This is a genomic window from Staphylococcus sp. Y174-1 (genome assembly GCF_049897865.1).
Taxonomy (GTDB): Bacteria; Bacillota; Bacilli; order Staphylococcales; family Staphylococcaceae; genus Staphylococcus; species Staphylococcus saprophyticus.
This window is the reverse complement of record NZ_JAFCXB010000001.1, coordinates 1,214,950-1,235,316: the sequence shown is the minus strand read 5'-3', so window position 1 is coordinate 1,235,316 and position 20,367 is coordinate 1,214,950. Positions and strand designations below refer to the sequence as shown.

The 20,367-nt window shown below is 34.3% G+C and carries 20 protein-coding genes; 15 read left to right on the top strand and 5 right to left on the bottom strand.

The genetic code is table 11. From position 1 onward, the window contains the following. The first annotated feature begins 255 nt into the window (after window positions 1-255). Window positions 256-765: an immunodominant staphylococcal antigen IsaB family protein gene (isaB, locus tag ACP7BT_RS06210; protein WP_041079773.1), complete on the top strand. Its 510-nt coding sequence runs from the start codon at window positions 256-258 to the stop codon at window positions 763-765. 72 nt (window positions 766-837) lie between these two features. On the opposite strand, the gene thiD is transcribed toward isaB, so the two are convergent. Next, window positions 838-1,668 (bottom strand): bifunctional hydroxymethylpyrimidine kinase/phosphomethylpyrimidine kinase, encoded by an 831-nt coding sequence (gene thiD, locus ACP7BT_RS06205; RefSeq protein ID WP_002484078.1) that lies wholly within the window; start codon window positions 1,666-1,668, stop codon window positions 838-840. A gap of 323 nt (window positions 1,669-1,991) precedes the next feature. Between thiD and ACP7BT_RS06200 the strand changes: the two genes are divergently transcribed. The 4 genes from ACP7BT_RS06200 (at window position 1,992) to ACP7BT_RS06185 (ending at window position 4,964) form a co-directional block, all read left to right on the top strand. Further along, complete coding sequence (locus ACP7BT_RS06200; protein ID WP_002484077.1) at window positions 1,992-2,648, top strand: uracil-DNA glycosylase; 657 nt, start codon at window positions 1,992-1,994, stop codon at window positions 2,646-2,648. A gap of 2 nt (window positions 2,649-2,650) precedes the next feature. Next, the gene (locus ACP7BT_RS06195; RefSeq protein ID WP_002484076.1) at window positions 2,651-3,016 is read left to right on the top strand and encodes a DUF5327 family protein; all 366 of its coding nucleotides are present in this window, start codon (window positions 2,651-2,653) and stop codon (window positions 3,014-3,016) included. A gap of 36 nt (window positions 3,017-3,052) precedes the next feature. Next, window positions 3,053-3,415: a DUF423 domain-containing protein gene (locus tag ACP7BT_RS06190; protein WP_002484075.1), complete on the top strand. Its 363-nt coding sequence runs from the start codon at window positions 3,053-3,055 to the stop codon at window positions 3,413-3,415. 61 nt (window positions 3,416-3,476) lie between these two features. Then, window positions 3,477-4,964 (top strand): APC family permease, encoded by a 1,488-nt coding sequence (locus ACP7BT_RS06185; RefSeq protein WP_041079772.1) that lies wholly within the window; start codon window positions 3,477-3,479, stop codon window positions 4,962-4,964. Between the two features lie 294 nt (window positions 4,965-5,258). Here ACP7BT_RS06185 and ACP7BT_RS06180 read toward each other — a convergent pair whose 3' ends face one another. The 3 genes from ACP7BT_RS06180 to hemQ form a co-directional block, all read right to left on the bottom strand. Then, window positions 5,259-5,711 carry a threonine/serine exporter family protein gene (locus ACP7BT_RS06180; RefSeq protein WP_011303765.1) on the bottom strand — a complete coding sequence of 151 codons (453 nt, stop codon included), beginning with the start codon at window positions 5,709-5,711 and terminating at the stop codon, window positions 5,259-5,261. 11 nt (window positions 5,712-5,722) lie between these two features. Continuing rightward, the gene (locus ACP7BT_RS06175; RefSeq protein ID WP_374057449.1) at window positions 5,723-6,493 is read right to left on the bottom strand and encodes a threonine/serine exporter family protein; all 771 of its coding nucleotides are present in this window, start codon (window positions 6,491-6,493) and stop codon (window positions 5,723-5,725) included. Window positions 6,494-7,026: 533 nt separating this feature from the next. Then, the gene (gene hemQ, locus ACP7BT_RS06170) at window positions 7,027-7,776 is read right to left on the bottom strand and encodes a hydrogen peroxide-dependent heme synthase (RefSeq protein ID WP_002484071.1); all 750 of its coding nucleotides are present in this window, start codon (window positions 7,774-7,776) and stop codon (window positions 7,027-7,029) included. A 175-nt stretch (window positions 7,777-7,951) separates the two neighbouring features. On the opposite strand from hemQ, the gene pta reads away from it, so the two are divergent. From pta to ACP7BT_RS06140, 6 genes are all read left to right on the top strand, one after another. Then, complete coding sequence (pta, locus tag ACP7BT_RS06165) at window positions 7,952-8,938, top strand: phosphate acetyltransferase (protein ID WP_011303762.1); 987 nt, start codon at window positions 7,952-7,954, stop codon at window positions 8,936-8,938. Beyond that, a complete protein-coding gene (locus tag ACP7BT_RS06160) occupies window positions 8,938-9,774 on the top strand; it encodes a lipoate--protein ligase family protein (protein WP_037539047.1) in 837 nt (278 codons plus the stop codon). The genes pta and ACP7BT_RS06160 overlap by 1 nt, the downstream gene beginning before the upstream one ends. Before the next feature lie 598 nt (window positions 9,775-10,372). Next, the gene (mvk, locus tag ACP7BT_RS06155) at window positions 10,373-11,296 is read left to right on the top strand and encodes a mevalonate kinase (RefSeq protein WP_041079770.1); all 924 of its coding nucleotides are present in this window, start codon (window positions 10,373-10,375) and stop codon (window positions 11,294-11,296) included. Between the two features lie 5 nt (window positions 11,297-11,301). Beyond that, window positions 11,302-12,285 (top strand): diphosphomevalonate decarboxylase, encoded by a 984-nt coding sequence (gene mvaD, locus ACP7BT_RS06150; protein WP_037539081.1) that lies wholly within the window; start codon window positions 11,302-11,304, stop codon window positions 12,283-12,285. Between the two features lie 12 nt (window positions 12,286-12,297). Continuing rightward, window positions 12,298-13,374 (top strand): phosphomevalonate kinase, encoded by a 1,077-nt coding sequence (locus ACP7BT_RS06145; protein WP_041079769.1) that lies wholly within the window; start codon window positions 12,298-12,300, stop codon window positions 13,372-13,374. A gap of 260 nt (window positions 13,375-13,634) precedes the next feature. Then, on the top strand, window positions 13,635-15,251 hold the full coding sequence (locus tag ACP7BT_RS06140) for an alpha-glucoside-specific PTS transporter subunit IIBC (RefSeq protein ID WP_037539044.1): 1,617 nt from the start codon (window positions 13,635-13,637) through the stop codon (window positions 15,249-15,251). 160 nt (window positions 15,252-15,411) lie between these two features. Here the strand turns inward: ACP7BT_RS06140 and ACP7BT_RS06135 are convergent, their stop codons facing one another. Next, window positions 15,412-16,173 (bottom strand): MurR/RpiR family transcriptional regulator, encoded by a 762-nt coding sequence (locus tag ACP7BT_RS06135; protein ID WP_002484064.1) that lies wholly within the window; start codon window positions 16,171-16,173, stop codon window positions 15,412-15,414. Window positions 16,174-16,394: 221 nt separating this feature from the next. On the opposite strand from ACP7BT_RS06135, the gene ACP7BT_RS06130 reads away from it, so the two are divergent. The 4 genes from ACP7BT_RS06130 to ACP7BT_RS06115 are packed head-to-tail and all read left to right on the top strand — an operon-like array spanning window position 16,395 to window position 20,266. Further along, window positions 16,395-17,486: a Gfo/Idh/MocA family protein gene (locus ACP7BT_RS06130; protein ID WP_002484063.1), complete on the top strand. Its 1,092-nt coding sequence runs from the start codon at window positions 16,395-16,397 to the stop codon at window positions 17,484-17,486. Window positions 17,487-17,496: 10 nt separating this feature from the next. Next, window positions 17,497-18,213 (top strand): ThuA domain-containing protein, encoded by a 717-nt coding sequence (locus ACP7BT_RS06125; RefSeq protein WP_002484062.1) that lies wholly within the window; start codon window positions 17,497-17,499, stop codon window positions 18,211-18,213. An 18-nt stretch (window positions 18,214-18,231) separates the two neighbouring features. Beyond that, the gene (locus ACP7BT_RS06120; RefSeq protein WP_002484061.1) at window positions 18,232-19,278 is read left to right on the top strand and encodes a Gfo/Idh/MocA family protein; all 1,047 of its coding nucleotides are present in this window, start codon (window positions 18,232-18,234) and stop codon (window positions 19,276-19,278) included. A gap of 19 nt (window positions 19,279-19,297) precedes the next feature. After that, entirely contained in the window at window positions 19,298-20,266 is a 969-nt protein-coding gene (locus ACP7BT_RS06115) for a sugar phosphate isomerase/epimerase family protein (protein WP_002484060.1), read from the top strand. The last annotated feature ends 101 nt before the right edge of the window (window positions 20,267-20,367 follow it).

Here is a 20,367-nt window from a genome sequence, read left to right as displayed (position 1 = left end):
TAATAATAGAAATTCATGCGAAATACATGAGTCTACAGTATCAACTTTTTATCAGTCTAACGTCGTATAACATCAGAAAGGCTGATGTAAAGCGTTTTCTGATGATTTGTTAGACAATTACAAAAGTTAGGTTATCTAATAATCAAAATAATAAATCGTATATTTAGTTTAAATTTGCACTTTTAGTAATGTTTCTGTAACATTGTAATCGAATCGTAATTTGATTCAAAAAATCTTTAAATGGAGTGATACCAAATGAATAAGATAGCAAAGACTTTTGTAGCTGGTAGCATTGTATTTGGGACTGCATTAGGCATAAGCGTTTCTAATGAAGGTGTATCACAAACCGAAGCACAAGCAGCAACGACGCAACCTTGGTATGAATATAGTGGTTATACTTCAAAAGGTGGGGATTTTGTACTAGATCAATCATTTTATAATGGTTTAAAAGCAGGTAATGTTGAATTTAATGGTATTAAAGTGAATAGTCAATATACTTCTGATACAGCGACTAAAACAATATATGATCAAACATTCCAACAAATTAATGGAAATAAAGCGAATAGTGTAACTTTTGATATACAAAATAAAGCAGTAAGTTTTAAAGATATACGTGTGCAATATGGTCAAAATTATGAATATCAAGAACCCATAAATGGTGAGAAAAAAGCAAGTGGCGATGGCTTATACGGATATGATGTAGGCAAAGGTCATATTGTATTTTATGTAAGTAATGGTTACGTGAAAAGTGCAACGCTTTCATAACCCATAAATAGAATTTGGAATATAAAAGCCCATCGTTAACATTACAAGTTAACGATGGGCTTTTTAAATTATTTAAACTTCTGTCACTTCTACGTCTATGTGTTCAACACGATTATAGGCACCGTGGTCTACTGGACCGACAAAGTCATTCATTTTCCAACCGTTCTTAATTGCAGAGGCAACAAATGCTTTAGCTGCGATAACGGCTTCTCTCGGTGATTTGCCATTTGCTAAATAAGCTGTAGTAGCGGCAGCAAATGTACAACCAGCACCGTGGTTATAACTTTGTTGGAACATGTCTGTTGTTAATTGATAGAATTTTTGACCATCATAGTATAAGTCATAAGATTTATCTTGATCTAATGCTTTGCCACCTTTAATGATAACGTGCTTAGCACCTTGCTCATGAATTACTTCAGCAGCTTTTTTCATATCTTCAATTGATTTTAATGTTCCTAAATTAGCGAGTTGACCAGCTTCAAATAAATTTGGTGTGACCACTGTCGCTTTTGGTAGTAAGTATTCAATCATAGCGTCCGTATTTCCTGGGTTAAGTACTTCATTTTCCCCTTTACATACCATGACTGGGTCTACGACAAAATAATCTGCGCCAGATTCAACATAGGCGTCGCCAGCACGTTTAATGATTTCTTGTGTACCTAGCATACCTGTTTTAACAGCATCTGGACCAATGGAAATCGCCGTTTCTAATTGTTTTTCGAATACATCAAATGGAATCGGTGTTACATCATGTGACCATGATTTTTTATCCATCGTGACGATTGAAGTTAGGGCTACAATACCGTATGTGCCTAGCTCTTGGAAAGTTTTTAAGTCGGCTTGCATGCCAGCACCGGCACTTGTATCTGAACCGGCAATTGTTAATGTTTTTTTCAATGCCATGGAATTTCACTCCTAAATATCTTTTGCATATATCATACCACGTTTGTCGAGTATTCTAAATAAAGGAAGTTTGTAGTGAAGTTAAATTTATCACTATTGAAAAAAGATATTATTATAGAAGTAATTGGACTAATAATCTCGATGTCGAGAAAGTAACGAATAAAAGATTACCTGAGCTAAAGCGCAAACGGTCTAAGAACATATGAACTAAAGTTCATACGTAAGTGGTACTAAACTTGCTTAAAGCAAGAAGTTCCACTAATAATTTTTGCGAAGCAAAAAAGTAGTGCTTTATGTTATTATATCAATGAGGTGAGAGGTATATGGAATGGTCGGATGTTTTTCATGAAATAACTACGCGACATGATTTTGCTGCAATGCATGATTTTTTAGAAAAAGAGTATACTACAGAAATTGTTTATCCAGATAGAAAAAATATTTATCAAGCCTTTGATCTAACGCCATTTGAACAAGTGAAGGTGGTTATATTAGGGCAAGATCCTTATCATGGACCGAACCAGGCACATGGTTTAGCATTTTCTGTGCAACCAGATGCGAAATTTCCGCCCTCTTTAAGAAATATGTATAAAGAACTGCAAGATGATGTGGGATGTATTAGAAAATCGCCGCATTTGCAAGATTGGGCACGCGAAGGTGTATTGTTATTAAATACTGTGTTGACAGTACGACAAGGTGAAGCACATTCACATAAAAATGTTGGGTGGGAAACGTTTACCGATGAAGTAATACAAGCTGTATCAGAACATTTAACACACGTTGTGTTTATATTATGGGGAAAACCCGCACAACAAAAAATTAAATTAATCGATACATCGAAACACCATATTATTCAATCACCACATCCAAGTCCATTGTCAGCGTATAGAGGATTCTTTGGTTCTAAGCCTTATTCGCAAGCAAATACGTATCTACAAGCCAATGGTAAACAACCCGTGAATTGGTGCGAGAGTGAGGTTTAAAAATGGAAAAAGATAAAATTATTCAATTAATTGAACAAGAATTAGTACAAGCAGATGAAGCAAATAGTAACGCAGAATTTGAAAAGCATATTTATGCGATTCATACGTTAACGTCATTAGTGAGTGACAGTTCATCTAATAAGAAAGTATATAGTGACAACAGTTTTAATGTGTCTTCTTCTTTTAAAGCGTCTAAGTCACAGAATGTCTCATCTAAGCAGGGTGTATCTGAGGATGAGATTCGCGCAATGGGTGGAAAAGTATCAGGTGTTTCTTCATCTAATACAAGCACAAATTCATCACTTACTGCGAATAAATTAGTAACAGATGATGAAATAGGCAATGGTGATTCCATTTTTGATTTTTAAATAATTTTAAATAGTAAAGGATATGAATAGATCATGATGAAAGTGTTTATTATTTTAGGCGCATTAAATGCAATGATGGCTGTAGGTACCGGTGCGTTTGGTGCACATGGATTAGAAAATAAGCTGTCTGCAAAATATTTATCAGTATGGGAAAAAGCAACAACTTATCAAATGTATCATGGGCTTGGATTACTAGCCATAGGTATTATTAGTGGTACAACTTCGATCAATGTAAATTGGGCGGGTTGGTTACTTTTCTTTGGAATTGTATTTTTCAGTGGTTCTTTATATATCTTAGCGTTAACACAAATTCGCATACTAGGTGCAATTACACCTATTGGTGGCGTACTGTTTATTGTAGGTTGGTTAATGTTAGTGATAGGTACGTTTAAAATATAAATTTATAATTGTTATAGAATTCATCTTGTGGGTATAATACACTCCATGAGGTGAATTTTTTATGAGTCAAAATAATCAGCAAGTAGATAGAGGAGATTTAAAGAAAAATCTATCTGAAAAATTTGTGTGGGCGATTGCTTACGGGTCTTGTATCGGTTGGGGTGCATTTATTCTACCGGGTGACTGGATAGGACAATCGGGACCAATTGCAGCAGCGATTGGTATTGTCATAGGTGCATTGTTAATGATACTTATTGCAGTGAGTTACGGTGCATTAGTTGAACGATTCCCAGTTTCGGGTGGCGCGTTTGCTTTTAGCTTTTTAGGATTCGGAAGATATGTAAGTTTCTTCTCATCTTGGTTTTTAACATTTGGTTACATATGTGTAGTGGCATTAAATGCTACTGCGTTTAGTTTGTTAATTAAATTTTTACTGCCAGATATTTTAGAAACAGGAAAATTATATACCATTGCAGGTTGGGACGTGTATATCACTGAAATTCTCATTGCATCGTTATTGCTTATTGTATTTATGTTAATAGCGATTAAAGGTGCTAGTGTGTCAGGATCACTACAATACTACTTCTGTGTAGCGATGGTTATTACTATATTACTATTGTTCTTTGGTTCGTTCTTTGGAGGTAATTTCTCTTTAGATAATTTACAACCATTAACCAATGAAAAAGAAGGTTGGTTTACTTCCATCATTATGATTGTTGCTGTCGCACCGTGGGCATATGTTGGATTTGATAATATTCCACAAACGGCAGAAGAATTTGATTTTGCACCAAATAAGACGTTTAAATTAATTGTATATAGTTTATTAGCAGCTGCATTTACTTATGTTTTAATGATTTTATATACAGGTTGGTTAGGTACAACATCAACAAGCCTAAACGGTAATTTATGGTTAACGGGTGCTGTTACGCAAGAAGCCTTTGGTTATATTGGTTTAGCTGTATTAGCAATTGCGATTATTATGGGTATATTTACTGGCTTAAATGGATTCTTAATGAGTTCAAGCCGTCTCCTATTTTCAATGGGACGTTCAGGTATTATGCCTTCTGTATTCAGCAAGTTGCATAAAAAATATAAGACGCCTTATATAGCAATTATTTTCTTAGTAACCATTACATTAATTGCACCTTGGTTAGGTCGTACAGCACTAACTTGGATTGTTGATATGTCTTCTACAGGTGTATCAATAGCTTATTTCATTACTTGTTTATCAGCAGCTAAATTATTTAGTTATAATAAATCAAGTAACACGTATGGACCTATTTATAAAACATTTGCGATTTTAGGATCAATTGTATCATTTATCTTCTTGTTGTTATTATTAGTTCCAGGTTCTCCGGCGTCACTTTCAGCACCTTCATACATCGCATTAGGCGGCTGGTTAGTGATTGGTTTAATCTTCTTTATTGTGCGTTATCCAAAATTAAAACGCATGGATAATAATAAATTAAGCTTGCTTATCTTAAACCGTTCGGAAAGTGAAGTTGTAGATTTAATTAATGAGAACAAGGCTGAAAACACGAATAAATAGTTTTTCTTGTGATTATTTTATGAATAAAGCATAGAAAACTTAATAAATAGTGAATTAAAACAAGTAGTATTCCTTTACGGTGTGCTGCTTGTTTTTTATTGGGTTAAATCTATAAATTGGTTTATCCATCAAAAAGATAATAAATCACAGTTTGCAGAAGAATCTGTGTCATAAATGAAACAGATAGGTTTTGATAGCTAATAATTTATGACTAAATGAATTTATAATAAATTTTTAATAAAATAAGCCACACATGCACTCTTTTCAACGCATGTGTGGCTATTTATATAAATATTAGATTCTTTTTTTACGTATTTTTGTACCTGAAATAATTAGTTTAGAAATTTGATCTGCAAAAAGTAGACCTAAGGCGATAGCACCAGCAATAAGCGTTACTTCAAGCATTGTATTAATGGCTTTACTAAATTCTAAAAGTACTAAATTTTTCGTAGCATCAAATGCTAAACCACCAGGTACGAGTGGAATAATACCGGGAATCATAAAAATGATGACAGGTTCTTTTTTAGAGCGTGCCATAATATGACTTAAGCAGCCTAATGCAAGACTACCAAAGAAACTTGAATAAATTGTATGTGTATTTAAACCATCGAAAAATATGGTATAGACCATCCAACCGCATGCACCTACGATACCTACCGTGTTATATAAGCGTTTTGGGACATCAAATATAACGCCGAAGAATAGGGAAGCGGTATAACTAAATATAAAATTTAATATCCAAAACATAGACATAACTCCTAAAATATAATAAGTACTGTACTAACGCCAGCTCCAATACCGAATGCAGTAACGAGCGATTCTAATGATTTGGTGGTAAACATTAACATATGACCGCCAAACAAATCTTGAATTGCGTTTGTAATTAATACACCAGGTACAATAGGCATGACTGCTGCAATTATAATGGTAGAAATTGAACCACCGGGTATGAGATTATGACCGATAATGGTGACTAATCCAATAACTAATGCGCCCATAAATTCTGGGATAAATTGGGCATGCAATTTTTGTTGTAATATTTCGACTACAATATAACCGAAGGAACCAGCTAATAACGCTGTTAATACATCAGTTAAATGGCCGCCTTGTAAATATAAAAAACTGACAGATATGACGGCAGCAGCAATGAATTTATAAAAAAGGTAGTGGTTTTTTATACTTTGTTCTTGATATATTTTTTGAAGTTCTTGAAATGCATCTTCTAAAGAAATGTTACCGAGCGCCAAACGTCTAGAAATGCCATTTGTTCTGGAAATGCGGTGTAAATTCGTATCGCGCGTTCTAATTCTATACATACGTGGATATGACTCATCATGAAGCATGAAGTTGATAACGGTATTTGTAACAAAGCTATTACTTTCTTTGTGTCCCAAAGTGATAGCGATGCGTGTCATCGTATCTTCTACTCGAGAGCCTTCTGCACCAGATTCTAATAATATTCTTCCTGCTAACATGATGACATCTTTTGCCATCTTTTCATCATAACTTTCTATAGCTTGATTATATATTGTCATTTAATCACCAATTAATATTTATTTGAGCAACCCTGACAATCACTGCCTACAGGTTGAGTATAAGTTGCTAAAGTAATATTTTTTATTGTAACACTTTATGATCGTTATTTGTTATTTGAATTGGAACAAGTGCTTAAATGAAGGAAAACTGTATTTTGTGCAATTAATTCAATACATTTATGTTTCAAATATTTCAAATAGGTTAGAATAGTATTAGTTAACTGTTACAGACATGTATTGAGTAGCGACAATATACAACAGTTAATACTAAATTAAGTAGTGATTAAAAGTTCTCCCAAACACACTACATTCAACAAAGGCACACTTATTTATGTGATGAGCGTGCCTTTGTTTATTGCGCTGATTCACACTTAATAAAATTTGAGAATTCTATGATTAAAGTGAATTGATAACACGTGTACATCGGAAATTGAGAAGATGTATGAAAAAATATATAAAGAAGGTAGCGACATCAATTGCCGCTACCTTCTTTAGTTTGAGAAATATGATAAATCCATTGAATGATTTTATAAAGCAAATAAATCTTGTAAGTTATCTTTAGTCACAATATGACCTACATAAAAGCTTCCGAAGTCGCCATAACGTGCAGTTGTTTCATCAAATCTCATTTCATAAACAATTTTTTTGAATTGTAATGGATCATCTGCAAATAAAGTGACACCCCACTCAAAATCATCAAAGCCCACTGAACCAGTGATGAATTGTTTGATTTTACCAGCATATTGTCTACCTATTTTACCGTGAGCATACATTAATTCTTGGCGTTTTTCTAACGGTAACATATACCAGTTATAAGTTTCATTACGACGTTTATCCATAGGATAGAAACAAATATATTCAGATTGTGGTAATTCTGGGAATAATCTTGGTTTGATGTGTGGATTTTCATAAGGATCTTCGTCAGATTTTCCTGCAAGATAATTACCTAATTCGATGATTGATACATAAGAATAGGTTGGAATTAAGAAATCTGCAATCTTCAATTTATTAAATTCGTTTTCAAAAGCATTTAAATCTTTCATTTCTGGACGCAATGCCCATAAAAGAATATCTGCTTTTTGACCTGTAATATTATAAAAAGCATGATCACCTACGTGATTTGTACGCGCTTCTTCATGTTTATTTAAAAATGTTTGTAATTCATCTACGATTGTTTGACGCTCTTCTGTTGGAACTAAGCGTAAACTTGACCAATCAATAGCGTATAATAAATGTAAACTATACCATCCATCTAACGTTTCTGGTGCTTGTGGCATTTAAATCGCTCCTTTTTCATGAAAAATTCTATGTCTTCACTACAAAATTCTACCATAAAGGAACACTTAAAACATAAGTAAATGATTACAAATTGGTGACATGGAATTCTAAGAAACAATAACGTATAATGAGAAACGTAAAATAATTAAGAAAAGAAATTTGAGGAGGCCCCTAATGACTTTATTAGATGTATTACAAGAAAAACTTACGGGAAAAAACGTGAAAATCGTTTTACCAGAAGGTGAAGACGAGCGCGTATTAGAAGCGGCAACACAATTACAAGGTACTGATTATGTTTCTCCTATATTATTAGGAAATGAATCGAACATCAAAGCCTTAGCTAGTGATAAAGGTTTAGAAATTTCAGATTTAGAAATCATTGACCCAGAAACAAGCGAATTGAAACAAGAACTTGTTACTGCATTTGTTGAACGCCGTAAAGGTAAAGCGACTGAAGAACAAGCGCAAGAGATGTTGAAAGATGTTAACTACTTTGGGACAATGCTTGTTTATACTGGTAAAGCAGAAGGTTTAGTAAGTGGTGCGGCACATTCAACTGGTGATACGGTACGTCCAGCGTTACAAATCATCAAAACAAAACCAGGTGTCTCTAAAACTTCTGGTATTTTCTTCATGATTAAAGACGATAAACAATATATCTTTGGAGATTGTGCAATCAATCCAACACTTGAAGCACAAGATTTAGCAGAAATAGCTGTGGAAAGTGCAAAATCTGCTAAAAGCTTTGGCATGTCACCACGCGTTGCAATGTTAAGCTTCTCAACTAAAGGTTCTGCAAAATCAGATGATGTCGAAAAAGTTGCAACAGCTGTTAACTTAGCTCAAGAGAAAATTGAAGCAGATCATTTAGAAGATGTTGTTGTAGATGGTGAATTCCAATTTGACGCAGCAATTGTACCTGAAGTTGCTAAGAAAAAAGCACCTGATGCAAAAATTCAAGGCGATGCAAATGTATTCGTATTCCCAAGCTTAGAAGCAGGTAATATTGGTTATAAAATTGCACAACGTTTAGGCGGATTTGATGCAGTAGGTCCAGTATTACAAGGTCTTAATTCTCCAGTGAATGATTTATCACGTGGCTGTTCTAAAGAAGACGTGTATAATTTATCAATCATTACTGCAGCACAATCATTACAATAATGGATTTAGCAAGTAAATATTTTAATGGTATAGATTGGCGTTATATTGATCATTCCTCAGGATTAGAACCAATGCAGTCTTTTGCATTTGATGATACTTTTTCAGAAAGTGTTGGAAAAGATTTATCGTGTAGTGTAGTGCGAACGTGGGTACATCAGCATACTGTTATACTGGGGATCCATGATTCAAGATTGCCTCATTTACAAGAGGGGATTCGCTACCTCACAGAAGAGCGCGGTTACAATGCAATCGTTAGAAATTCTGGAGGTCTTGGTGTTGTATTAGATCAAGGCGTACTTAATATATCGCTGCTCTTTAAAGGTAAACATGATATTACCATTGATGAAGCTTTTACTGTAATGTATTTATTAATTGCAAAAATGTTTGAAGATGAAGATGTAGATATCGACACACATGAAATCGAAAGATCCTATTGTCCCGGTAAATTTGATTTGAGTATTAATGGTAAGAAATTTGCTGGTATTTCTCAAAGACGCGTCCGTGGTGGAATAGCAGTGCAAGTTTATCTCTGTGTGGAAGGTGATGGTAGTGAACGTGCTGATATGATGAAATCATTTTATGCGCGTGCGTTACAAGGTGAAGAAACAAAATTCACATACCCTGACATTGAACCGCAATGCATGGCCTCACTTGAAACATTATTAGGCAGAACGATTACTGTGCAAGATGTCATGTTTCAATTATTATACGCAATTAAAGATTTAGGTGGCCGTTTGAATATGGACCCTATTACCGATGAAGAATGGTTAAGTTATGAAGGTTATTTTGAAAAAATGATTGAACGTAATGCGAAAATAAACCGCTCTATGGATTGACGTTAATTAAAGAACAGGTGAGATACTTCAAATCGAAGTAATTCACCTGTTCTTTTTGTTTTGCGGATTTCAGCATAATTTGTGGTAATGGATTTTTATATCTGTTGAATTATAGAAATGAAATAAGTAATATAGTGAAAGTATGGTTAAAAATGCAGTACTAATAAAATTCCTTGAATTTAACGTGAGTTTTTTGAATATATGGCTAGTGCGTTTTATAATAGGGAAGTATTGAAAATAATTAGTAGCTGGTGTTAACTTTTTGTAACAACGATTTACAGTGCATTTGAATCATTAATTTCAAGTCCTTTGCTAAAATAATGCATCTATGACTAGAGTCGTATGGTAATATATGAAATTTATGAGATAATGTGTAATGGTATGTGCAAAAATAGAAAAAGAACGATTATTTTAGAATGAATATTAAAGATGCTTTAAATAATTAAGAGAGGCATCGTTATTGAACGCTGTGAAAACAGTTTATTTCCCAGGGAATATAGTTCATTGCATAAGCAGAATTAGGATGCGGGTATACACAAAAAAGGTGTAGTACACAGAAAATATAAAATTAAAGAAAATACTAAAGGTGATTGAAAATATGGCACAACAAGGATACGGGGAAGCGAATGGAAAGGTAATATTAATAGGCGAACATGCTGTTACATTTGGCGAACCAGCTATTGCAATTCCATTTACAACTGGAAAAGTTAAAGCGAAAATAGAATCTCTAGAGACAACAAACGCTTCATATATAAAAAGTGATGTATACGATGGAGAATTACAAAAGGCACCAGAGCATTTGAAAGCAGTCATTACACGTTTTATTGAAAAATATAATATAGCGACGCCTATTAAAGTTTCAATCGATACGAACTTGCCACCTTCTAGAGGATTAGGTTCTAGTGCTGCGATGGCAGTCGCTTTTGTGCGCGCAAGTTTTGATTATTTGGATGAGCCACTATCGGATGAAATGTTAATAGAAGAAGCAAATTGGGCTGAACGCATTGCTCACGGTAAGCCGAGTGGTATAGATACACAAACAATCGTCTCAAATAAACCCGTATGGTTCAAACAAGGTAAGGTTACAACATTGAAACCTTTAGATTTAAATGGTTATATGGTAGTTATCGATACTGGTGTTCGTGGTTCTACTAAACAAGCTGTTGAGGATGTACACCAATTATGTGAAGGTGATAGTACATATCTGCAATATGTTGAACATATTGGTAAACTTGTACATGAAGCAAGTGAATCAATTGAACATCATAATTTTGAACAATTAGCTAAGGTGTTTAATCTGTGTCAAAAAAATTTAAGAACACTTACAGTCAGTCATGACAAAATAGAAGAAATATTAGATGCCAGTAAAGCGCAAGGTGCGATTGCAGGTAAACTAACTGGCGGTGGCCGTGGTGGAAGTATGATTGTACTTGCAACTAATGAAGAGACAGCTAAGCGTATTGCAGAAAGTGCAACGCAATTAGGTGCGCATCATACATGGATTGAATATTTAGGAGGGTAATGAAGTTGGTGAATAGTGGTAAGGCACGTGCACATACAAATATTGCACTGATTAAGTATTGGGGAAAGGCTGACGAAACATATATTATTCCAATGAATAATAGTTTATCTGTTGCGTTAGAACGCTTTTATACTGAAACGAAAGTTACGTTTGATGAAAGCTATACGAAAGATACACTTATACTAAATGGTGAAACAGTTACTGCAAGTGAATCAGCTAAAATTAGTCGTTATATGGATATTGTTAGAGCGACATCAGGCACAACAATGTTTGCATATATAGAGAGCGACAATCATGTTCCAACTGCTGCTGGTTTAGCATCATCAGCAAGTGCGTATGCCGCATTAGCAGCTGCTTGTGACAAGGCTTTAAACCTTGGATTAACGGGTAAAGCATTATCTAGGTTAGCACGTAGAGGCTCTGGGTCAGCATCAAGAAGTATCTACGGTGGCTTTGTAGAATGGGAAAAAGGGCATGATGATGAATCATCGTACAGTTTTCCCATTGAAGCAGATCATTGGGAACAAGAGTTGGCAATGATTTTTGTAGTTATTAATAATAAAACAAAAAAAGTATCGAGTCGTGCCGGTATGTCACATACACGTGATACATCTCGCTTTTATCAATATTGGTTAAATCATGTAGATGAAGACATAGCGTCAGTTAAGCATGCCATTGAGCGAAAAGACTTTATGCAAATGGGTGAAGTCATTGAAGCTAATGGTTTACGTATGCATGCAACCAATTTAGGTGCACAACCTCCATTTACTTATATGGTTGAGGATAGCTATCTTGCGATGGATATTGTTGATCAGTGTAGAAAAGCTGGATATCCATGTTATTTTACAATGGATGCAGGACCTAATGTGAAAATTTTAGTAGAAAAGAAAAATCAACAAGCAGTTATTGATGCGCTACATAAATCTTTTGATAAAGATCAAATTATTGCAAGTGACATTATAAGTACAGGCGTTGAAATTATTGAGTAAGGAAGAGATAAAATGATTCAAGTAAAAGCACCAGGTAAACTCTATATTGCAGGTGAATATGCAGTTACTGAACCAGGATATAAATCCGTATTAATTGCGGTTGATCGATTTGTAACTGCTTCAATTGAAGACTCAAATGCCCCTCAAGGTACCATACATTCTAAAACACTACATCATGATCCAGTGACTTTTCAAAGAAGAGAAGATCAAATCGTCGTATCCGATGTACATGCAGCTAAACAACTTAAATATGTCATTACAGCAATTGAAGTATTTGAACAGTATGTGCGCAGTAACCATATCAGTTTAAAACATTTCAATTTAACGATTGATAGTAATTTAGATGACGCAAATGGCCATAAATACGGGTTAGGTTCAAGTGCAGCCGTGCTTGTTTCTGTAGTTAAAGTATTGAATGAGTTTTATGAAACGCATTTATCAAATCTTTATATTTATAAACTAGCGGTAATCGCGAATATGAAATTGCAGAGTTTAAGTTCATGTGGTGACATCGCTGTTAGTATTTACACTGGTTGGTTAGCGTACAGTACATTTGATCATGAGTGGGTCTCTCAACAAATTGAAGATACATCTGTTAATGAAGTATTGAATAAAAACTGGCCAGGTCTGCATATTGAACCGTTGCAACCACCGGAAAATATGGAAGTATTGATTGGTTGGACAGGATCTCCTGCATCGTCTCATCATTTAGTGAGTGAAGTGAAACGCTTGAAGTCAGATCCAACGTTTTATGGTAAGTTTTTAGAACGTTCCCACCTATGTGTTGAAAAGTTGATCCATGCTTTTAAAACAAACCATATTAAAGGTGTACAACAAATGATTCGTACCAATCGCGAAATTATTCAATCTATGGATAAAGAAGCTACGATAGATATAGAAACGGCACATCTCAAAGTGTTGTGTTCTGTAGCAGAAAAATATGGCGGTGCTGCTAAAACCTCTGGTGCAGGTGGCGGTGACTGTGGTATTACGATTATAAATAGTGATATTAATAAGAAATTGATATATCAAGAATGGTTAGAGAATGAAGTGAAACCATTAGAATTTAATATTTATCATGGTCAATAAAGTCATGACAACTTGAGCAGTATACTAATCTACAGATTAGGTACTGTTTTTATTATTCCAATTTTTCTCTTTGTTATTGTTATTTAAAAGTTTAGTTTTAGAAAACGATATTCAGGAAAAATTACCTTTTAATGAAAATAAAATCATTCAAAGGTACATAGTGTCAAAATCCCCTAGTTATATTGATGTTATATAAACTAAAGCATATCATCACCTTAAGAGAACGCTTACATTAACTGCGTGGAAAAAGGGTGATTATTATGAACATTGGACGGAATTTTGGTAATGCTATACGTAGATTTGGCGGGGCAATGATTGTTCCAGTATTATTGTTTCCATTCTTTGGAATCATTATAGGTATAGCTACACTTTTCAAAAATGAAGCCATAATGGGACATCTTGCGGATCCAGAAGGTTTATGGTTTCAAGTATGGTCGCTAGTTGAAAATGGTGGATGGACTGTATTTGAAAATATTGAACTTATTTTTGTCATTGGGTTACCTATTTCATTAGCGAAGAAATCGGCGGGGCATGCGGTCATGTCTTCAGTGGTTACTTATATGATGTTTAATTATTTTATCAATAGCATATTAACAACTTGGGGGCCAGCTTTTGGTGTGGATTTTAAAGGTAGTCCTGACGATGTAACTGGGATAACTGAGTTAGTTGGTATTAAAACATTAGATACTAATATCATTGGTGCATTAATTATTTCTGGTATCGCCATATGGTTACATAATCGGTATTACGATAAGAAGTTACCTGAATCTTTAGGTATATTTCAAGGTTCTCCATTTGTGGTAATGCTTGCGTTCTTTAGCATGATTCCTTTGGCTTTTCTAACAAGTTGGGGATGGCCAATAGTTCAAGGATGGATCGCATCGTTACAAGTATTTCTTGCTTCATCTAGCTATGTTGGGGTTTGGCTCTTTCATTTCTTAGAAAGAATACTAATTCCAACAGGATTACATCATTTTATTTATACGCCATTTGAATATGGACCTGCAGTTGTGAATGGTGGCATTAAATCATATTGGATTTCGCACCTTACTGAATATTCAGAGACCAAGAAATCATTGAAAGACATCTTCCCTGGCGGCGGATTTTTATTACAAGGGAATACTAAAATATTTGGATCAATAGGTATAGCACTTGCAATATATTCCACTGCCAAACCTCATAAAAAGAAAGAAGTCGGTGCGTTATTATTAGCAGCTACATTGACGGCAGTATTTGCTGGTATTACAGAACCATTAGAATTTACCTTTATTTTTATTGCACCTTTCTTATTTTTAATACATGCCATACTAGGGGCAACAATGGTTACGACTATGCATGCATTTGGATTAGTTGGTAACTTAGGAGGCGGTTTTATTGAAATTGCAGCAACAAATTGGATTCCATTATTTGGTTCACATTGGGGGACATATGTAGCGCAATTTATCATTGGTATCATTTTTATCTTTATTTACTATTATTTATTTAGATTTATCATATTGAAGTTTGATATACCGATGCCAGGTAGAGAAAAAGACGACAATCAAGATACTAAATTATATACGAAAAAAGATTATCGTGAAAATAAAAATCAAAGCAACGTCTCTAATAGTTCTAACGAATATCAAAGAAAAGCTGAAGTATATATTGAAGGTTTAGGTGGCACAGAAAATATAGTGGATGTTACCAATTGTGCAACGCGATTACGTGTAACAGTGGCAAACCCTGAACAAGTAGCGGCAGATGATTACTTTAAATCAAATGGAGGCGCACATGGATTAGTGAAGAGTGGTAAAAACGTTCAGGTCATTGTTGGACTTTCAGTTCCTCAAATAAGAGAGGAAGTAGAGCAACTACTTAATAAAACTGCTAAACACTAAAGTGTACATGTTAGTGGAAGTGAGAAAAGAAATATCAACTTGATCAATTTCTTTTCTTACACTTTATTGAAATGAAGCATGGCACCTTGAGTGAAAGTAGCCTATATTATTTAGAAAAACACATATGCATCTATAATGTTTTCTAGACTTAGATGAATTATTACAGGAATGAGTTATTATTGATTTTATAGTTATGGTACGTTCTAGCTATAAAATCAAATACAACATAGTAAGGTGTAAAACTATAGTATGTTGTAGTATTAAAAAATTGAATAGGTGCACTATTAACATATACATTAAACGCAGCATTTTTAGCGATATAGTTATCATGCAAAGTCGTAATAGATACGTAATGCAATTCACGAGATTTAATGAGTTGTATGGGATCAATTAAATTCTTGGTTTCTCCTGATAATGAGATGATAAACAGTAAATCATCAGCAGACATTTGATCTATGGCTAAACGCAATTCGGTTTCATCATTTATAACGATTGCTCTTTTTGAAATAGATAACATATGTCGTTGCGCTTCACGTGCAACATTTTGCTGTGCCATACCAGTACCAAATATATAGATAAATGGAGCAGTTTCGATTAATTGATTAAGTGTGTGATAGTCAAACATTTCAAGATGTTCTACGGTTCTTCTCACATCTTCAATAATTGGATCGGCGCTTGCAAGTTGAGGTGATTCATTATTTGAATCCATTTTTATATAAAATTTAAAATTACTATAACCTTCAAATCCCATTTTTTTAACAAGTCTATGGATAGTGGAGATGGAAGTATGGGTCAGTTTACTTAAATCATGAATTTTCATATTTGAAATTTGATCAATATTTTGTCTAATAACATTGATAATATGTAAATCATTTTCTGTTAGTTGTTCAAAGTGTTTATTAATAAGATGATCTAGAACCATATAAAAAGATGCCACCTATTCATTGGAAAAATTTCCGAATTTTGAAAATATATTCTAATGTTAATATATAAATTCTAAATACGTCAAATTTATTGGTGTTTTTACTTATTTAATTTACTATTAACTTAATTTAGATTTAAATTATTAAAAGTATATTTTTTTTGCTATTTGTAAGCGTTTACTTCAAAGAAATTGATTAATGTTATATAGGAGATGAGACGATGACAATAAAAGTTGGTGTTATTGGTTGTGGCGGTATAGCTAATGGAAAGCATTTACCAAGTTTAGAAAAAATCACTGAAGTAGAGATGGTTGCTTTTTGCGATATTGACATTGCTAAAGCATATAAGGCTGCAGAAAACTATGGTAGCAATAATGCAAAGGCATATGAAGATTATAAAGCATTATTAAAAGACAGCAATATAGAAGTGATACATGTTTGTACTCCGAATAATACACATCAAGAAATTACAGTTGCAGCATTAGATGAAGGTAAACACGTAATGTGTGAAAAACCTATGGCAAAAACTTCTATTGAAGCGCAGGCAATGATTGATGCGTCAGTCCGTAATAATAAAAAATTGACAATAGGTTATCAAAATAGATTTCGAGCAGACAGTCAGTATTTGCATAAAGTAACACAACGTGGAGATTTAGGAGAAATTTACTTCAGTAAAGCTCATGCTATTCGCAGACGCGCAGTTCCAACGTGGGGTGTTTTTCTAGATGAAGAAAAGCAAGGTGGTGGCCCCCTAATTGATATCGGGACACATGCATTAGATTTAACGTTATGGATGATGGATAATTATGAACCTGAATCGGTGATGGGCTCAACATTCCATAAATTAGGGAATCATGCGAATGCAGCAAATGCATGGGGGCCATGGGATCCAAGTAAATTTACTGTGGAGGACTCTGCATTTGGATTTATCAAAATGAAAAATGGTGCCACGATTATATTAGAAACGAGTTGGGCGCTTAATTCCTTAGAAGTTGATGAAGCTAAATGTTCTTTATCAGGTACAGATGGTGGAGCAGATATGAAAAATGGTCTACGTATTCATGGTGAAGATTTAGAAACGTTGTATACATCTGAAATTGAATTAGAAAATACAGGGGTAGATTTTTATGAAGGTGAAACAATAGACGAAGCAGAGGAAGAAGCACGTGCTTGGATAAATAATATCATTCACGATACAGAACCCATAGTTAAACCACATGAGGCTTTCGTTGTCACTCAAATTTTAGAAGCTATATATGAATCAGCGAAAACAGGTAAAGCTGTATATTTAAACGATAAATCAAATGAATAGGAGACATTTTATGAATATTACAATTTGGAATGAATATCGACATGAGAAAGAAAATGAAACAGTAAAAGCAGTTTATCCCGAAGGTATACATCATGCGCTCGCATCGTTTTTGAATGTTGAGCATAACGTAACTACAGCAACATTAGATGAACCACAACATGGTTTGACTGACGAAGTATTATCGCAGACAGATGTACTTGTTTGGTGGGGGCATAAGGCACATGATGAAGTAGAGGATTTAATAGTAGAGAAGGTGAAGCAGCGTGTATTAGACGGCATGGGGCTTGTAGTCTTACATTCTGGACATTTTTCAAAAATTTTCAAATCCTTAATGGGTACGTCGTGTGATTTAAAATGGAGGGAGGCAGATGAAAAAGAACGTTTGTGGGTTGTTGATCCAACACATCCCATCACAAGAGGCATAGAATCACATTTTGAACTAGAAAAAGAAGAAATGTATGGAGAACATTTTGATATTCCAACGCCAGATGAAACAGTATTTATAAGTTGGTTTGAGGGCGGAGAAGTATTTAGAAGTGGTGTAACGTTTAAAAGAGGTAATGGCAAAATATTTTATTTCAGGCCGGGACACGAAAGCTACCCAACATATTACAATACGAATGTCCAACAAGTTATAAAAAATGGCATAGTATGGGCTTACAGTAGTGGGACACCTAAACATGAGTATGGTAATGCGATACCGTTAGAGAAAATATCAGAAAAATAATTCTGGGGGCATCTTGTTATGGAAAAATTAAAGATAGGTATTATTGGGTGTGGTGGTATTGCACGTAATAGGCATATACCAGCTTTTCAACAATTAAATCATTTGGCTGATGTTGTAGCAGTTCAAGATATTAATTTTGAATTAGCTAAAAGCGTTGCTCAAAGTCATCAAATTCAAAATGTGTATGAAACGTATCACGCTATATTTGAACATGTAGACGCTGTCGCTGTATGTACACCTAATAAATATCATGCAGAAATTAGCATTGCTGCTTTAGAAGCTGGTGTACATGTATTTTGTGAAAAGCCAATGGCTATGAATCCATCAGAATGTGAAAAAATGATAAATACTGCAGAAAAAGTCAATAAAACACTTGCTATAGGCTATCATTATCGCTTTACAGATGCTGCAATCAATGCCAAAAATGCTGTTGATAAGGGTGTTTTAGGCGATCCATTAGTAACACGTGTACAAGCAATGCGTAGACGTAAAGTACCCGGATGGGGTGTTTTTACAAACAAAGCACTACAAGGTGGAGGTAGTTTAATTGATTATGGATGTCATATGCTTGATTTATCACTTTGGCTATTAAACGATATCGCACCAGTAGAAGTGATTGGAAAAACATACAATCGACTTAGTAAAATACCCAATCAAATAAATGATTGGGGCGCATTTGATAATGAATCATTTGATGTAGACGATCACGTGACAAGTTATATTACTTTTAATGATGGCTCAACGCTTTTATTTGAATGTTCTTGGTCAGCCAATATTAAAGAAGATATGAGACATTTAAGCATTTCTGGTGTAGATGGTGGCTTAAATCTATATCCTTTTGAAATTTATCAACCCAGACTAGGCACTTATTTTATTGAACAAGCACAAGCAGAACATGATGAAGAAATAGCTGCACAACGACAAGCAAAGAATTTTGTGGATAGTTGCCTTGGTTATGAGTCTCTTGTTGTTCAACCAATGCAAGCGATGCAAATCAATATACTGATAGACGCGATTTATCAAAGTAGCAAAATTGGACAAAGTGTTCGACTGGCAAAGGTATAACTTTTATGGAGGTTTTTTTATGAAAATTGGTGTGTTTTCCGTGTTATTTCAAGACAAAGAATTTGAAGAAATGTTAGATTACGTAGCAAAATCAGGTGTGAAAATGCTTGAAATAGGGACAGGAGGCAATCCAGGAGACCAGTTTTGTGCATTAGATGACCTACTAAATGATGAATTTCAAAGAAAATCATTTATTGAAGCGATTCAGCAGCGTGGATTAGAAATTAGTGCATTGAGTTGTCACAATAACCCTATTTCGCCAGATCAAAGAGAAGCTCAAGAAGCGCATGATACTTTATACAAAACGATAAAATTAGCGTCGCTGTTAAACGTACCAGTGGTAAATACGTTTTCGGGAGTGGCTGGTTCGGATGACTCAGCAAAGTATCCTAATTGGCCTGTTACACCATGGCCAACAGTGTACACTAATATTCTAGAATGGCAATGGGATGAAAAACTTGTCCCTTTCTGGAAAAATGTTGCTGACTATGCAAAGTCACTCGATATAAAAATTGGTATAGAACTTCATGCTGGTTTTTTAGTTCATACACCGCATACACTATTAAAATTAAGAGCGGCAACCAATGATGCTATTGGTGCGAATTTAGATCCAAGTCATCTGTGGTGGCAAGGTATTGATCCAATAGCTGCAATAAAAATATTGGGAAAAGAAAATGCAATTCATCATTTTCATGCAAAGGACACATATATTGATCAAGAGAATGTGAATATGTACGGTTTAACGGATATGCAGCCATATGGCAATATACAAACGAGAGCCTGGACATTTCGAACAGTAGGATATGGTCATAATATTCAAGAATGGGGAGACATGATTAGTGCATTAAGAATAAATGGTTATGATTATGTGGTGAGCATTGAACATGAGGATCCAATTATGTCAATTGAAGAAGGATTTAATAAAGCAGTGAATAATTTGAAATCGGTTAATATTGAAAATCATGCACCAGATTTATGGTGGACGTAAATTCTATCAATAGTTATATTAAGTATAAAGGGACAAGTTAGTATCGTCATTTACATTGTGATGATACTAACTTGTCCCTTTGAATGTTGATATTAAAAGAA

Excerpts from the sequence above, each read along its gene's own strand:
- ACP7BT_RS06200 (WP_002484077.1), top strand. The coding sequence starts at position 1,992 with ATGGAATGGTCGGATGTTTTTCATGAAATAACTACGCGACATGATTTT.
- ACP7BT_RS06180 (WP_011303765.1), bottom strand. The coding sequence starts at position 5,711 with ATGTTTTGGATATTAAATTTTATATTTAGTTATACCGCTTCCCTATTC.
- ACP7BT_RS06185 (WP_041079772.1), top strand. The coding sequence starts at position 3,477 with ATGAGTCAAAATAATCAGCAAGTAGATAGAGGAGATTTAAAGAAAAAT.
- ACP7BT_RS06190 (WP_002484075.1), top strand. The coding sequence starts at position 3,053 with ATGAAAGTGTTTATTATTTTAGGCGCATTAAATGCAATGATGGCTGTA.
- isaB (WP_041079773.1), top strand. The coding sequence starts at position 256 with ATGAATAAGATAGCAAAGACTTTTGTAGCTGGTAGCATTGTATTTGGG.
- mvk (WP_041079770.1), top strand. The coding sequence starts at position 10,373 with ATGGCACAACAAGGATACGGGGAAGCGAATGGAAAGGTAATATTAATA.
- hemQ (WP_002484071.1), bottom strand. The coding sequence starts at position 7,776 with ATGCCACAAGCACCAGAAACGTTAGATGGATGGTATAGTTTACATTTA.
- pta (WP_011303762.1), top strand. The coding sequence starts at position 7,952 with ATGACTTTATTAGATGTATTACAAGAAAAACTTACGGGAAAAAACGTG.
- ACP7BT_RS06115 (WP_002484060.1), top strand. The coding sequence starts at position 19,298 with ATGAAAATTGGTGTGTTTTCCGTGTTATTTCAAGACAAAGAATTTGAA.
- ACP7BT_RS06130 (WP_002484063.1), top strand. The coding sequence starts at position 16,395 with ATGACAATAAAAGTTGGTGTTATTGGTTGTGGCGGTATAGCTAATGGA.
- ACP7BT_RS06145 (WP_041079769.1), top strand. The coding sequence starts at position 12,298 with ATGATTCAAGTAAAAGCACCAGGTAAACTCTATATTGCAGGTGAATAT.
- ACP7BT_RS06125 (WP_002484062.1), top strand. The coding sequence starts at position 17,497 with ATGAATATTACAATTTGGAATGAATATCGACATGAGAAAGAAAATGAA.
- thiD (WP_002484078.1), bottom strand. The coding sequence starts at position 1,668 with ATGGCATTGAAAAAAACATTAACAATTGCCGGTTCAGATACAAGTGCC.
- ACP7BT_RS06140 (WP_037539044.1), top strand. The coding sequence starts at position 13,635 with ATGAACATTGGACGGAATTTTGGTAATGCTATACGTAGATTTGGCGGG.
- ACP7BT_RS06195 (WP_002484076.1), top strand. The coding sequence starts at position 2,651 with ATGGAAAAAGATAAAATTATTCAATTAATTGAACAAGAATTAGTACAA.
- ACP7BT_RS06160 (WP_037539047.1), top strand. The coding sequence starts at position 8,938 with ATGGATTTAGCAAGTAAATATTTTAATGGTATAGATTGGCGTTATATT.
- ACP7BT_RS06120 (WP_002484061.1), top strand. The coding sequence starts at position 18,232 with ATGGAAAAATTAAAGATAGGTATTATTGGGTGTGGTGGTATTGCACGT.
- ACP7BT_RS06135 (WP_002484064.1), bottom strand. The coding sequence starts at position 16,173 with ATGGTTCTAGATCATCTTATTAATAAACACTTTGAACAACTAACAGAA.